Source organism: Nostoc foliaceum FACHB-393, assembly GCF_014698505.1.
In the GTDB taxonomy this organism is placed as follows: Bacteria; Cyanobacteriota; Cyanobacteriia; order Cyanobacteriales; family Nostocaceae; genus Nostoc; species Nostoc foliaceum_A.
Genome location: NZ_JACJTD010000028.1, coordinates 52,925 through 68,421 on the forward strand (window position 1 = coordinate 52,925; position 15,497 = coordinate 68,421).

Annotated in this window: 5 protein-coding genes; 1 reads left to right on the top strand and 4 read right to left on the bottom strand. The window is 42.4% G+C overall.

The window, feature by feature from the left end; all coding sequences use genetic code 11:
- Nucleotides 1-40: 40 nt before the first annotated feature.
- From H6G92_RS21965 to H6G92_RS40425, 4 genes are all read right to left on the bottom strand, one after another.
- Nucleotides 41-6,637, bottom strand: a complete 6,597-nt coding sequence (locus H6G92_RS21965) for a HAMP domain-containing protein (protein WP_190895718.1) — start codon at nucleotides 6,635-6,637, stop codon at nucleotides 41-43.
- A 1,008-nt stretch (nucleotides 6,638-7,645) separates the two neighbouring features.
- Nucleotides 7,646-11,338, bottom strand: coding sequence for a magnesium chelatase subunit H (gene bchH, locus H6G92_RS21970; protein WP_190895719.1), 3,693 nt, complete (start codon nucleotides 11,336-11,338; stop codon nucleotides 7,646-7,648).
- Between the two features lie 244 nt (nucleotides 11,339-11,582).
- Nucleotides 11,583-13,109, bottom strand: coding sequence for a hypothetical protein (locus H6G92_RS21975; RefSeq protein WP_190895720.1), 1,527 nt, complete (start codon nucleotides 13,107-13,109; stop codon nucleotides 11,583-11,585).
- A 771-nt stretch (nucleotides 13,110-13,880) separates the two neighbouring features.
- Nucleotides 13,881-14,015 carry a hypothetical protein gene (locus H6G92_RS40425; protein ID WP_277926772.1) on the bottom strand — a complete coding sequence of 45 codons (135 nt, stop codon included), beginning with the start codon at nucleotides 14,013-14,015 and terminating at the stop codon, nucleotides 13,881-13,883.
- Between the two features lie 464 nt (nucleotides 14,016-14,479).
- Here H6G92_RS40425 and H6G92_RS21980 point away from each other — a divergent pair, with 464 nt between their 5' ends.
- Complete coding sequence (locus H6G92_RS21980; RefSeq protein ID WP_190895721.1) at nucleotides 14,480-15,421, top strand: N-acetylmuramoyl-L-alanine amidase; 942 nt, start codon at nucleotides 14,480-14,482, stop codon at nucleotides 15,419-15,421.
- Nucleotides 15,422-15,497 lie beyond the last annotated feature (76 nt).

Below are 15,497 nucleotides of genomic sequence, written 5' to 3' on the forward strand. Positions count from 1 at the left end.
TTTTCTCTGCTCTCTTGCTACCCCCTGCCCCCTGCCTCCTTCATCGGTATAACCAAACCCGCAAGAGTGAAAGCAGTTGCTCAGTATCCACGGGTTTGGTGATGTAGTCTGATGCACCGGCTTCAATACACTTTTCGCGATCGCCTTGCATGGCTTTAGCGGTCAGCGCAATGATTGGCAAAGATTGAAATTGCTCGTTTTGGCGGATTAAGCGTGTTGTTTCGTAACCATCCATTTCTGGCATCATTACGTCCATCAAAACGACATCAATATCTGGTGTAGTTTCCAACAGAGTAATCCCCGCAATGCCATTTTCAGCATATAAAACCTGTATTTGATAACGCTCTAGCATACTTGTCAGCGCAAAAATATTACGCACATCGTCATCGACAATTAGCGCTTTCTTGCCAGCGAGTAAGTAGTCTATGGAATGCAGTTGTTCAAGTATTTGGCGTTTGGGTGCAGGTAAATTTGCTTGGACTCGGTGTAAAAATAATGCTGTTTCATCAAGGAGACGTTCGGGCGATCGCACATCTTTAATGATGATTGTTTCGGCAATCCGTCTGAGTTCCGTTTCTTGAACTTTGCTAATTTCTCTACCTGTATAGACAATAATTGGTAAATTTTTGCCGTGGGGTAGAAGCTTTATCTGCTCGATCAGTTCAAACCCGGTCATGTCGGGTAGCCCTAAATCGAGAACGAGGCAATCAAAATGCTGGGAGCGAATAGCTTCTAGAGCTGCTGTACCTGTGCCTACAGCAGTAGTAGCAACATCGCTGTTGCCAATTAACTCAACAATACTAAGCCGTTGAGTGTCGTCGTCTTCGACTACTAACAAATTTTTTATTTGGCGCTCAACAAAACCTTTAATTTTGGCCAACGCCTCAGATATTGTTTCACTGGTTAAGGGCTTTTGCAGATATGCGATCGCACCTAGTTGCAAACCGCGTTGTCTCCCTTCCTCAACTGTCATGATATGTACAGGAATGTGACGGGTATTTGGGTCATGTTTCAGACGATCTAATACCGTCCAACCATCCATTTCTGGCAACCTGATATCTAGCAAAACGGCTGAAGGTTGGAATTGCTGCGCTAGCATCAAACCTGTACTGCCTGTTTGGGCTGTGATCACCTTGAATCCTTGCTGTTGCGCCATCTCTAGAAGGATGCGCGCAAAATTAATGTCATCCTCGACAATTAGTAACACGCGATCGCCTCTTTCAATTGCAGCGCGATCGTCATTTAGGAGTGGGGAGTGGGAAGTAGTAGGTACAGACGCAATTAATCGCGTCTGTGCTGAACCAGGAGTGGGAAATGTCGATGTAGAGTCAGAAATCAATTGTGGGAAAAAGAACGTAAAGGTGCTACCTTGACCTGGTTGACTGACCAGTTTAATTTCGCCGCCAAAGAGACGAGCGATTTCGCGGCTAATTGATAAGCCCAATCCGGTACCACCGTATCTCCGACTGGTAGAGCCATCGGCTTGCTGAAATGCCTCAAAAATTACTTTTTGCTTGTCGGGGGCAATGCCAATACCTGTATCGCTGACTGAGAAGGCGATGACATTTTGGGCGCGATTCAAAGTTTCCTGGTCATTGCTCCATCCTTGCTTCGCTACCGCAATCCGCAAGCGGACTTCTCCTTGCTCTGTAAATTTAAAAGCGTTGGAGAGCAGATTTTTCAACACCTGTTGTAAGCGTTTGACATCTGTATAAATGCTGTTTGGCAATTCGGGAGTAAATTCAATTGCGAAGGCAAGTCCTTTGTTCTGAGCTATTTGCCGGAAGGTACGCTCAATCTGGTCGCCCAACTCTGATAATGGCATTTGGGTCATGTCAATCGACATAGTTCCAGATTCAATTTTAGCGAGATCCAGAATGTCATTGATTAACGCCAACAAATCAGTACCTGCTGAGTAAATTGTCTGGCTGTATTCGACTTGCTTGGCAGTGAGGTTGTGATCAATGTTATCTGCCAACAACTTCGCCAAAATCAACAAGCTGTTCAACGGTGTCCGCAGTTCATGGGACATATTGGCGAGAAACTCAGACTTATATTTTGAAGAAAGGGCTAGTTGTTCAGCCTTGTCTTCCAAAGACATTCTTGCTTGTTCGATTTCCCGATTTTTGCGCTCGACTTCTTGCTTTTGTATGGCTAACAACTCTGCCTTTTCTTCTAACTCAGCGTTAGTTTGTTGCAACTCCTCTTGTTGTCCTTTGAGTAAGTCTTCTGAGGTTTTGAGTGATTGGGCTTGTTGTTCTAAGCGCTTGTTGGTTTCCCGGAGTTCATTTTGCTGGGTTTGGAGTTCTTCAGCCAAAGATTGCGACTGCTTTAGTAGTTCTTCGGTTCGCATGGATGCTGCGATCGTGTTGAGGACGATCGCTATACTTTCGGTAAGCTGGTCGAAGAATGTTAGATGAATTTCACTAAAGCGACGGAAGGAAGCTAATTCTATGACTGCTGTCACCTGTCCTTCAAAGAGTACAGGTAACACCACCGCGTTAAGTGGAGACGCTTCTCCTAAACCAGAGGTAATTCTGACATAATCACTTGGTACGTCGGTCAATAGAATTCGCTCTTTTTCTAAAGCGCATTGTCCCACCAAACCTTCACCCAAGTGGAAGCGGTTAGCCAGATGTCTGCGTTCCCGGTAAGCGTAGCTACTAATTAGTTTCAAATACGCTGTATTTTCTGCTGAGTCCATCAGGAAGAATACGCCGTGTTGCGCTCCTACCAAGGGTGCTAGTTCTGAGAGAATTAGTTTAGATACGGTTTCCAAGTCTCGCTGCCCTTGCAGCATTCGGGTAAACTTGGCTAGGTTAGTTTTCAACCAATCTTGCTCAGTATTTTTCTGCGTTGTCTCCCGCAGGTTGGCAATCATCTGGTTGATATTGTCTTTGAGTATCGCTACTTCGCCTAGTGCCTCGACGGCAATTGAACGAGTTAAATCGCCCTTAGTTACAGCTGTAGCAACTTCTGCGATCGCTCGCAACTGGGTTGTCAGTGTAGCAGCGAGTTCGTTCACATTATCTGTCAAATCTTTCCAAGTCCCAGCCGCCCCAGGGACTCTCGCTTGTCCTCCCAACTTCCCTTCAATTCCCACTTCTCGCGCCACTGTGGTTACTTGATTGGCAAATGTCGCTAGGGTATCAATCATCTCGTTGATTGTCTCTGCCAAGGTTTCAATTTCTCCCTTGGCATCTAACATCAGTTTCCGTTTCAAGTCACCGTTAGCAACTGCCGTTACAACTCTGGCGATACCGCGCACTTGTGCCGTTAAGTTCCCCGCCATCGAGTTAACGTTATCTGTTAAATCTTTCCAAGTCCCTGCAACACCTTGCACTTGCGCTTGTCCGCCCAACTTCCCTTCAGTTCCTACTTCCCGCGCCACCCGCGTTACTTCTGATGCAAAGGAACTAAGTTGATCCACCATTGTGTTGGTGGTGTTCTTCAAGTCCAAAATTTCGCCTCTGGCATCGACGGTAATTTTTTTAGATAAGTCGCCATTAGCTACCGCTTTGGTAACTTCCGCGATGTTGCGAACTTGTCCCGTGAGGTTACCCGCCATCGAGTTAACGTTATCCGTCAAATCTTTCCAAGTGCCTGCTACTCCTCTGACGTAAGCTTGCACGCCTAATTTCCCTTCCGTTCCCACTTCACGGGCAACCCTTGTAACTTCCGATGCAAAAGAATTTAGCTGATCCACCATTGTATTAATGGTGTTTTTAAGCTCTTGAATTTCACCTTTCACATCAACGGTGATTTTCTTGGATAAGTCGCCATTTGCTACCGCCGTAGTAACTTCGGCAATGTTCCGCACTTGCGCCGTCAAACTTCCCGCCATGAAGTTTACGCTGTCAGTTAAATCTTTCCAAGTTCCGGCTACACCTTTAACTTCCGCTTGTACGCCCAACTTCCCTTCTGTTCCCACCTCCCGCGCTACCCGCGTCACTTCACTTGCAAAGGAGTTGAGTTGATCCACCATTGTGTTGACGGTGTTTTTCAACTCCAAAATTTCACCTTTGACATCAACGGAGATTTTCTTAGATAAGTCGCCATTAGCTACGGCGGTGGTGACGGCGGCAATGTTTCGCACCTGTGCCGTTAAACTTCCCGCCATGAAGTTCACGCTGTCGGTTAAGTCTTTCCAAGTACCAGCCACGCCGCGCACATCTGCTTGTACACCCAGTTTACCCTCGCTTCCCACCTCACGGGCAACCCGCGTTACTTCCGATGCAAAGGAGTTGAGTTGATCCACCATGATATTGATGGTATTCTTGAGTTCCAGAATTTCGCCTTTGACAGCAACAGTAATTTTCTTAGATAGATCACCATTGGCGATCGCAGTTGTAACTTCGGCAATGTTCCGCACCTGTGCCGTTAAACTTCCCGCCATGAAGTTCACGCTGTCGGTTAAATCTTTCCAAGTACCCGCAACGTCTTTCACTTCTGCTTGTACACCCAATTTACCTTCAGTTCCCACCTCACGCGCCACCCGCGTCACTTCACTTGCAAAGGAACTGAGTTGATCCACCATTGTATTAATGGTGTTTTTCAACTCCAGAATTTCACCTTTGACATCGACAGTGATTTTCTTGGAAAGGTCGCCTGTTGCAACGGCGGTAGTCACTTCGGCAATATTCCGCACTTGTGCCGTTAAGCTTCCCGCCATGAAATTCACGCTGTCAGTTAAATCTTTCCAAGTGCCAGCAACTCCTTTAACTTCTGCTTGCACGCCCAACTTCCCTTCACTGCCCACCTCACGGGCAACCCTGGTGACTTCTGATGCAAAGGAATTCAGTTGATCCACCATTGTGTTGATGGTATTTTTCAACTCTAGAATTTCACCTTTGACATCAACGGTGATTTTCTTGGATAAGTCGCCTGTTGCAACCGCCGTAGTTACTTCCGCGATATTTCGCACCTGTGCCGTTAAACTTCCCGCCATGAAGTTCACGCTGTCAGTTAAATCCTTCCAAGTGCCAGCCACGCCGCGCACATCGGCTTGCACTCCCAGTTTTCCTTCACTGCCCACCTCACGGGCAACTCTTGTTACTTCCGATGCAAAGGAACTGAGTTGATCCACCATGATATTGATGGTATTTTTGAGTTCAAAAATTTCACCTCTGACATCGACGGTGATTTTTTTAGATAGATCACCATTGGCGATCGCAGTAGCAACTTCGGCAATATTTCGCACCTGTCCGGTGAGATTTCCCGCCATTAAGTTAACGTTGTCGGTTAAATCTTTCCAAGTCCCTGCTACTCCCCGGACTTCTGCTTGCACGCCCAACTTCCCTTCAGTTCCCACCTCACGGGCAACCCGCGTTACTTCTGATGCAAAGGAATTCAGTTGATCCACCATCGTGTTGATGGTGTTTTTCAACTCCAGAATTTCGCCTTTGACATCCACAGTGATTTTCTTGGATAAGTCGCCATTTGCAACCGCCGTAGTCACTTCCGCAATATTCCGCACTTGCGCCGTCAAGCTTCCCGCCATGAAATTCACACTATCGGTCAAGTCTTTCCACGTACCCGCTACCCCGCGAACTTCTGCTTGACCGCCCAATTTTCCTTCAGCACCCACCTCACGGGCAACTCTTGTTACTTCCGATGCAAAAGAATTAAGTTGATCCACCATGATGTTAACGGTGTTTTTCAACTCTAAAATTTCGCCTTTGACATCAACAGTGATTTTCTTGGATAAGTCGCCATTCGCTACCGCCGTTGTCACTTCCGCAATGTTACGGACTTGGGCTGTCAAATTCCCTGCCATCAAGTTAACGTTATCGGTTAAATCTTTCCAAGTCCCTGCTACACCCTTAACTTCGGCTTGCACGCCCAATTTACCTTCAGTTCCCACCTCACGCGCCACCCGCGTTACTTCTGATGCAAAGGAATTAAGTTGATCCACCATCGTGTTGACGGTGTTTTTCAACTCTAAGATTTCGCCTTTCACATCGACAGTGATTTTTTTGGATAAGTCACCATTTGCGATCGCAGTTGCAACTTCGGCAATGTTGCGAACTTGTCCGGTAAGATTACCAGCCATCAAGTTAACGTTATCAGTCAAATCTTTCCAAGTGCCAGCAACACCTTGCACTTCGGCTTGAACGCCCAACTTCCCTTCGGTTCCTACCTCACGTGCAACCCGTGTTACTTCCGAAGCAAAAGAACCAAGCCGATCTACCATCGTGTTAACGATATTAGCAGTTTGCAGAAACTCACCTTGAAGGGGTCTGCCATCGATTTCTGTTGCGATCGTTTGCGATAAGTCACCATTGGCGACTGACCGAATTACCCGAGTAGTTTCAGCCGTTGGTTGAACTAAATCTGTAATGAGAGTATTGACAGAAGTAACGCAATGTGACCAAGAACCATGAACATCTCCGAGAGAGGCGCGTTCAGCAATTTTGCCTTCTTTGCCGACAACGTTACCAATCCGTTGTAGTTCTGCCGCCATTCGCTCATTCTGGTGAATAATATCATTGAGCGTATCAGCGATTTTCCCCGCTACACCAGTATGATCTATGGGCATCCGAGCAGAGAAATCACCCTGTTTAACAGCATTCAGCGTTCTTAGTAGCTGATTTAAATCTAGATTATCGCTGTCTCTAGTTAACTGTTCGGTTGCCATAGCCTTATCTCTAAAGAATTTCCTGGGTTTTGGTGTTTAAAGAAGGTTTTCTCAAAGCAGAAAGTTGATTTTAACTGCTTTTAGGTTTTCTGGTACTCGTTATAGCAACAAATCTTAGGTAATCTGATTAGCTTGGAGTACGTCATTATTTAACTGCTGAATGTCCCCAGTAGTTGCTGTGCATAGCACAGAGGTTCGTGAAGCTGAGTTTAAACCCGGCTCATCACTGAGGCCAATCAGTTTTACAGCCAGTTGTGTAAAACTTTTAGCGAGGTTAGTTTGTTTAGCTTTAATAACCAAAATACTATTTTGGTTGTAGAGATAATAATCAAGTTTACCTTTTAGTTTGTTCTCTTGAATTAGTCACTCAATATTCCGGTTTACACTCGTAATGTGTACTAACTCTAATGATAACGAGGGAAATTAAAATTTCTCAAAGGGCAACGCAGGAGGGCTTGATCAACTGCATTGGTAATCTCTTTTGTAGAGATGGCGATTTATCGCGTCTCTCTAACGTGTCAGTTTTTATACGCGATAAATCGCTACATGAGGGGTTTCTAGCTTATCCCAAGCGTAGTTTAGTTGATTTCACTTAGACTATATTTTATTTCCGGTAATAAATAGATTCATAAGTTCGTTACAACAATTGCTGCAATGATTTAAGCCTTTCTTATACATGGAAGAACATTTGTTGCAAAGCATTAAACAATTGCAGCAACGGCTTATACATTTGTAAGAAAGACTTAAGCCTTTCTTATACATGGAAGAACATTTGTTGCAAAGTATTAAGCATTTGCAGCAACGACTTATACATTTGCAAGAAAAACTTAAGCCTTTCTTATACATGAAGGAATCTTAGCTGCAAAGGTTTAAATTTTTACAACCTCAAGCGTAAAAGCGTAGGCATAGCCCGTCGTAGATATCGCTTTCAATACGGTTCGGTTCAGCAAAGACGCGATAAATCGCCGTCTCTACAATAATTTTTATTAATGGTTAGGCATCTACTTTCTAAACCGTCACGCCCTCCAACTCCTCATCTGTCAACTCATATAATTGCCGCAACTTATCTAACTTATCAGTATCAGCTTCCCAGAAACCCCGCCCATGCGCCTCCAACATTCTCCCTAAAATATTGCGAAAAGCTTCAGGATTTGCCTTACGCAATTTATCCGCCATCTCTGCATCTAACGCATAAGTATCAGCCGCTTGGTCATAAACCCAATCATCGGTAAAATCGGCAGTACCACCCCAACCAATCAACGCCGTCATCCGTTGGGAAATTTCAAACGCACCACCAGAACCTTGATTCGCCATCGCTTGCGCCCATTTGGGATTTACCAACTTGGTGCGATACTCCATTCGCAGCAAATCATCTAAATTGCGGGGTGTAGTATCCTTCGAGAAACTTTCCACAAAGCTGGTTGTAACCTTCTTACCGCTTTGTTTTTCTGCTGCCTTTTTCAAACCACCCGTATTGGCGTAATATTCTTGAATATCAGTTAAACCATATTCTACCGAATCGATTTCTTGAACAATGCGATCGCTAGTTTTTAACAATGTATTCAAAATTTCCGGTCTAGCTTGACCTTTATCTTCTCTCCCGTAGCTGAATACATTGCGACTTTGCCAAGTATTGCCTAACTCTTCACCAGATTCCCAGTTACCATCAACCACCCTATCATTTACCAAAGAACCAAAATCACCCGCCGGATTAGAAAACAATCTCGCTGATGCATTTTCCACCCCTTGGGCTTTTAAAGCTAAAGCATGTCTTCTAATAAAATTCTGATCATCCGGTTCATCAGCATCAGCCGCCCGTTGAAATAAATCATCCAACAATTCGATGATATTGACAAAACTATCTCGGAAAATTCCAGACAAATTACCCAACACATCAATGCGGGGATGTCCAACTTCCATCAACGGCTTTAATTCATAACGAACAATTCTGCCAGTTCCTTCCTTAACAGGTTCAGCCCCCACCAATTCCAACAGAATCCCCAAAGATTCACCCTTAGTTTTAATCGCATCCAATCCCCACAACATCACCGCCACCGTTTCTGGATATGTCCCATGTTCATCCAAATGCTGGGCGATAATTTTTTGAGCAATTTCTCGTCCCCGTTCATAAGCAGCAGGTGAAGGCATCCGATAAGGATCTAAAGCATGAATATTTCTTCCAGTCGGTAACACACCAGCCCCATCCCGCAACAAATCTCCACCAGGCGCAGGCGGAATATATTCCCCATTCAACCCCCTTAACAAATTCGTCAACTCATCAGTAGATTGCATCAACAAATCCCTTATTAACCTTTCCTCCTCCTCTCTTTCTTCTTTGCGTCCTTTGCGCCTTTGCGGTTCGTTTTCTTCCTCTTCCCCCCCAAAATATGCCTCCAAATACGATCCTAATTCCTCCTCATTCGGTGCTTCCCCCAAAGTATGCAACCCAGAAGAAAACAACCGATTCTCTAAAACTTGTAAATATTCGTACAACTCCACCAAATAATCATCAAAAGCATGACTGCTAAACATCCGAATATTTTCGGGAGTAAACGCAATACCCAACCGTTTAGCATCCTCAAACGGACAATCTGCATCTAAACCAGAGTCCACAATTTTTTTACAAATGCCTTCCTTAAGCACATAATTCTTTTGCGGATCTTCACGATACTCCGAAATCAAATCCCGCAATGCCACCAATTCCTTATATAAACCTGCGCGACCATAAGGCGGTACATTATGAGAAATCAACACACCATAACCGCGACGTTTTGCCAACATCGATTCCGAAGGATTATTCGCTGCATATATATATAGATTAGGCAAATTTCCTAACAGAATATCCGACCAAGAATAACCCGTATTCCCCAACGGAGAACCAGGCAACCATTCCACCGTTCCATGCATCCCAAAGTGAACTATAGCATCAGCTTCAAAGTCATTTTGCAGCCATTTATAATAAGCTGCATATTGGGGATGGGGCGTTAAATCTCGTTCAAACATTAAGCGCATGGGATCACCTTGTATCCCTAATGGTGGTTGTACACCTATCCACACATTTCCTAATTGCACACCGCCAATCTGGAATTCGTCGCCATAAGTTTTAATTCCAGTTCCCGTGAGAGATTTCCATTGTTTTTCGATGCGGGAAGTTTGCAGATATCCCAGCCATTTTTCTAATGTACGGGCGTTAACAGATACCGGGATATTCTCCGCGTCATTTAAAGATTCATCCGCCTCTTTCACCCAGCGAATCAATTCTTCCCCATCTTCTGGTAAATCTCCGACGGTGTAACCTTGTTCTTTGAGTGCATGGAGAAACTTCAGCAAACTACGCGGGACATTTAATAATGCAGCTGTGCCTACAGCACCATAACCCGGTGGGAACCCATATAAAATGATGGCAATCTTGCGTTCCGATGCAGGTTTTTGCCGCAAAGCCACCCAAGTTTTCACCCTACTAATTAATCGCTGCACCCGTTCGGGAACCAGATAAATATTTTCGCCCACTAAACCACCGAGGGGAACGGTATCAATAGCCCCATCCAATTCTGGTAATGCGTACAACACCACACTTTGCAAACCGCCGACACCTTGGCGCGTCCACGAGTAAATATCTTGAATTAATAGTGGTGCAGCAACAATATAAGGTACATTCTTGGCAGTGAGGATGCGTTTTGCTACTTCTATCTGACGGCCTGCTTCCATTGAACCAGCCGGGCCACCCACCAGAGGAAAGCCAATTGTAGAGACGATCGCATCTACTTTTACTGCTTCACTTGATAGTGAGGGAGTTTCTATATTACCTAGTTGTCGTTGCTGAATTTCATAGTCGGTTGTCATTAAATCTCGTACCGCCACATGTCCTTCTACGCCGTTGATGAAGATGGGTAAAGGAGTTAAGCCAGCTTTTTCAAAACTGCGAATTAGTTGGGGAATGTAGGGTTGTTTGGTGATGACGTGTTTGCGGTAGAGTAAAATTCCAACAACAGGTTTTGTAGAGACGCGATTCATCGCGTCTCTACAATGGGTTTTATACCATTCCAAATATTGGCGGGGGGATTCAAAAAACCCTTGATAGTCGGGGTGGAGTAATCCGATGTTGGGGGTTTCAATTAGCGGGGGAATGTCGCCGACTTTTAAATCTAAGTATTTTTCTGCTAGTGTCCAGAATAATGAAGCGACGTTTTCTGGGCCGCCTGCATTCCAGTAACCATAGATAATTAACCAGTTTCGTAAGTCCTGAACTTTTTGCACTGGGACATATTTCAGTAGTTTGGGGCCAATTTTTAAGAAGCTGATGTAACCAGCGAGTTTATCTTCTTCTCGTCCATTGCTAAATTTGTCGAGGATGAATTTTACTGGTTTGGGCATTCCTTTGGGTTTGTCGCCAATGGCAAATATACCCAACTTGGTTAAACTCATCAATTCCAAGGCTGACTCAAAGACTAAGCGAATGGGAATTTGGGAAATGCGATCGCGCAGCCACACAACTTGGTCATAATCAAACAGGAGGCTACCGAAAAACACATCAGCCCCATCAAGTGCTGCTTCTACCTCAGTGCGTTTGTTGGTAAGATCGCGATCGCTAAATACCCGAATATCCAACTCAGGACAGCGAGAGTTAGCCAAAAAGGCTGCTTTTCTGTACAAGTCAGCGTTGAACGATTCAAACCCAGCAACCAAGACGATGCGTTTCATGCCTGTAAGCTACGAAATATTTCTTTACTTAAATTTTAAACGTGCTTTCAGGTTGAGTGTTAAATATCTACCTACAGATTCTGGTCAGTAATTCCTTGAGATAGTTAGGGCTTTACTATCACCAATGCCTTTCGGATGAGCTGAATTTTTGGCTACTTTTTAATACAGCAATGTTAACAATGCTTATAATCAGCCTTTGAGACGTTGTTATTTTTCTTAGTTCATGGTTGCTGATGCACACTTTTTATCTTTTCTTACCTTCTCCCAAAACTTCTATATCTTCATCTTCCGAAACTGGATTCTCCCAAAATAATTGCTGAGTAACTTGCTTTTTTTGGATTATGTTAATTAATTTATCTCCATTTTTCAACAACCACAAATATCTTTGTATGCCAATAGGTTCATTGAATGGAAACATAAGTAGTTCTGGATAAAATCTTTTAATTAAATCATTGGTAAGCATTTGATGACGCTTATAATCGGGCGGCAAACTTAACATTATTTCCATAATTTTACGATGAGAGAAGGGAGATATACGGAAGGCATTATTTACATGACCATACTGTTGTGGGCCAGCCCAACATCCTAATCTCAGTTCTATGAATACAATGTCTAGTACTGTAAAAGTATTTTTAATTGGTAAATTACTCAGCCATTTATTTGCTTGCTCTTTGAGGTAAGGAGTAGCTGGAACGTCAATTCTTCGTAAAAGTTCACTTGGGGAGAGATAAGTGGATTCTGTATCTGAAACGCGCCAATAAAGTGAACGTCCAACTTCGCCAGCCAGTCCAAGTAATAATCCACGTGAAGAATCTAACTGTTTAATTGTCCGAGCATTTTTCCACGAATTTCCAGCAACACAATTTCCGGTTCTATACAACCATTCATTTAGTTCTGTTTCCGTTGCCTCTTCAAATTCTATAACCCTATAATTTAATTTAAACCTTTTTGCCATTTGAGAGGCGACTTCACAATCGAGTCTTCCTCCTTTAGTAGGTATTCTTATGGTGAAAAATTCAATATTTTGGAGATATTCTCGCGCACATGCTAAGAGCATTCGTGAGTCTCTTCCAGCTGTTAATGCCATATAAACCGGAGCATTCTTAGCAAATGCTGCGATATTATTCTTTACAATAGAGCCAATTTCATATATGGAACTATCAACATCTTGAGCCGTAGTTATTTCGTCGGTAAGCCAATGTCTTGTTGATTGCCAATTATCCAAATCTAAAAAATGATTGGGTAATAGTCGTTCAACTGAATGTCTTGGCGTTAAACCAAACGGATACCAGTTATCCTTTATAGGAATATCTAGTGAATTAATTAACTCATAATTATCTTTAGAATCTTCCGAATATGGAATTAAGACTGTTGATGAAGCAGCAATTTGCTGTTCAGCACAGAATACTATTGCTAGAGAACCTAAGGGATCTAAATAAACACGCGAGATATTCCCTGTGAGAAAAATCGCAACGAAACGTCCACCAAAGGCATAAAGTGATGATTCCAGTTGAGAAGCAGCGCTGCTATCCTCTAGAGACACTGACATCTGTAGGCTTTTCTTCAGCAATAGACCATTTGTATTAATTGGATAGCCGAGTAACCATCCTATAAATGAGGAATCAGAAGCCAGAATTTCTATTACTGGCAAATCTTGATGGAATCCTAAGCACCAAGAACTATTACGTCGTATATTCCAATTTTCTGGTATATTATTTTCTGTTTTACATAAAATAAACTGTTGGATTAAGACATCATGATTAATAGTCATAACTATCCGTCCCATAAAAAAGAAATACTTTATAGCATTTTCATATATCATAATACAAAAACTTACGAGCGTATTACTAAGCCTATTACTCTTAGTAATATTTTGGACTTATTACATAATTAATTTTTATTGATACACAAATATTTTTTAATTTTAATTAAATTTTTACCTTTGTTTAAAGTCGCTGTTTTAAGGGCAGTTAAACTATCCTTGAAAGGGTGAGATTAGTTAGCTTTAAGGAGGCAGAAGGCAGGATAGCGCAGCGGTAGCGAGTCCGCGAACGTCGGCAGAAGGCAGGAGGAATCCCCATAAATAAATAAATTTACTTGCTCTGAAACCCTCTTAGCAGAGGGAAGAATTATTTTCTATAACCTCCTGCGTCCTGCAAGAACTCTCCTCTGCCTTTCTTCTGTCATTTGCCTGCTACTTAAATCTTAAAAGTTTTGCTATATAAAGCTTCCAATGAAAATTTTATTTTGTACTTGCTGGCAGTTCATAAAAAGAACAATAGAGCCAAATTCATTACAGCACGAACGTAAGATAATGAAGTCTTAAACTATCTCTAAAGTTAAGCTCCAAGGCTGCCTCCTTTTAAGTCACTGTTATTAACATGATCATTGACTTTCAGAGACGCATCATTTCGGCTATTATTAAAATCAATCATTGCAAGTATGATTTCAAGCGATGTTGGGACTATTCTCCATTAGGAAAAACCAGTTAAATTCTCTTTTCCATCGCCTGCCGCAGAAAATTCTCCACCCCAAACCGAGTTCATTGATGGAATTCTCCAGTAACTTCACAAAATTTAAAGATCCGATGTTGACCCTGCTTTTTTAAGAAGTTTATCTGATTAATTTCCTGGAAGTGTCTAGAAGCGATCGCGTATTTATTAATACTGTCAACCATTATGTGTTCAGTTACTCAAGGTTGATAGGAATGCCAAAAGGCAGACCTATAAAGGGTTTACAGCTTTATAAACATACTTTACATCAAGCAGTGCTTTTGGCTTGGCATCGAAATAGGTACATTTGTCATAGCTTTCTACTTTTACAAAGCGTTATTATCTGAATAATGGGGTTAATTGCTGCATTTCAATTTATTGCAACAATCACCTAGTTCTTCTCGATTTTGATAAATTATGATGGTTGTGTTTTTTCTTCCAAAAAACCTTGTAAAAAGCGGATTATCCCACATAAACTCTGCTTACAAAGTTCGCAAAAAAAACTTATTTTACTTACCAGCGTAGTAATGCTAAAAATAATGTGAATATTGCCAACAAATACTTAAACAAATTTATTAACAAAACTTTGTCTCTATAATTGGAAGAGTTTTGAATTAGTGTGATAAATAAGTAAGTTGAGGATTAAATCATGAAATTTGGAATTGATAGTGGACACAATTGTCCACCAGATACAGGAGCTAGAGGCATTAAAGTTGAGGATAATTTAACTCTAGATGTGGGTAATAGAGTTATAACCAAGTTAAGAGCTTTAGGACATGAAGTCGTCGTATGTAAACCAAGTAGTGCTCGTACAGTAACTGAATCGCTCTCAAAAAGATGTAGCACAGCTAATGCGAGTAAATTAGATATTTATGTCTCGATTCATTTTAATGCTTTTAACAGGCAAGCTAATGGCACAGAAGTATTTGCAACTAGTGAAAATGGCAGAAGAATAGCCAAACCTGTATTAGATGAAATCGTCAAGTTGGGATTTTTTAATCGTGGTGTTAAGAGTGGTTCCCACTTGTATGTCCTGAAAAATACAGATATGCCTGCGATTCTTGTAGAATGTTGCTTTATTGATTCGCAAAAAGATATGAATCTTTTTAATCCAGAAACAATGGCCAATGCAATTGTCAAAGGCTTAACTGGTAAATTGCCAAGTGTTCCTGTTAATCCCGTACCAGATGAAGAAGATAATGTAGATGCCACTATTCTCAGACTGCAAAAATCTTTAAATCGACTCAAAATAACTGATAAAAATGGTAAGGCGTTAGTAGAAGATGGCATAACCGGGGCTAATACAAAATCTGCCTTAGAAAAATTTCAGGCTATTGTCGGGGTTCAAGCGACTGGAATTGCTGACTCAGCTACATGGAATGCCATAAATCTAATTTTGGCAAAACGGATTATCAGACCAAACCATGCTGGTGGTGCAGTTGTCAGATACTTGCAATACCGTGTAGGTGTTGAGGCTGATGGCGTTTATGGCCCGCAAACAGAAGTTGCAATTAAGAACTTTCAAAAGCAAAATGGTTTAGATGCCGATGGCATTGTGGGGCCTGCTAGCTGGCAGAAATTAATTGGTTAGATTGAGGGGTAGGTATTGTTCGTAGTTGGCGTTTTAGCGCTAAAGCACCAACTATGAACTTATGACTCTTAGCTAA

Bases quoted from the DNA above. Each gene is read 5' to 3' on its own strand.
- H6G92_RS21965 (WP_190895718.1), bottom strand. From the start codon at position 6,637: ATGGCAACCGAACAGTTAACTAGAGACAGCGATAATCTAGATTTAAAT.
- bchH (WP_190895719.1), bottom strand. From the start codon at position 11,338: ATGAAACGCATCGTCTTGGTTGCTGGGTTTGAATCGTTCAACGCTGAC.
- H6G92_RS21975 (WP_190895720.1), bottom strand. From the start codon at position 13,109: ATGACTATTAATCATGATGTCTTAATCCAACAGTTTATTTTATGTAAA.
- H6G92_RS40425 (WP_277926772.1), bottom strand. From the start codon at position 14,015: ATGGTTGACAGTATTAATAAATACGCGATCGCTTCTAGACACTTCCAG.
- H6G92_RS21980 (WP_190895721.1), top strand. From the start codon at position 14,480: ATGAAATTTGGAATTGATAGTGGACACAATTGTCCACCAGATACAGGA.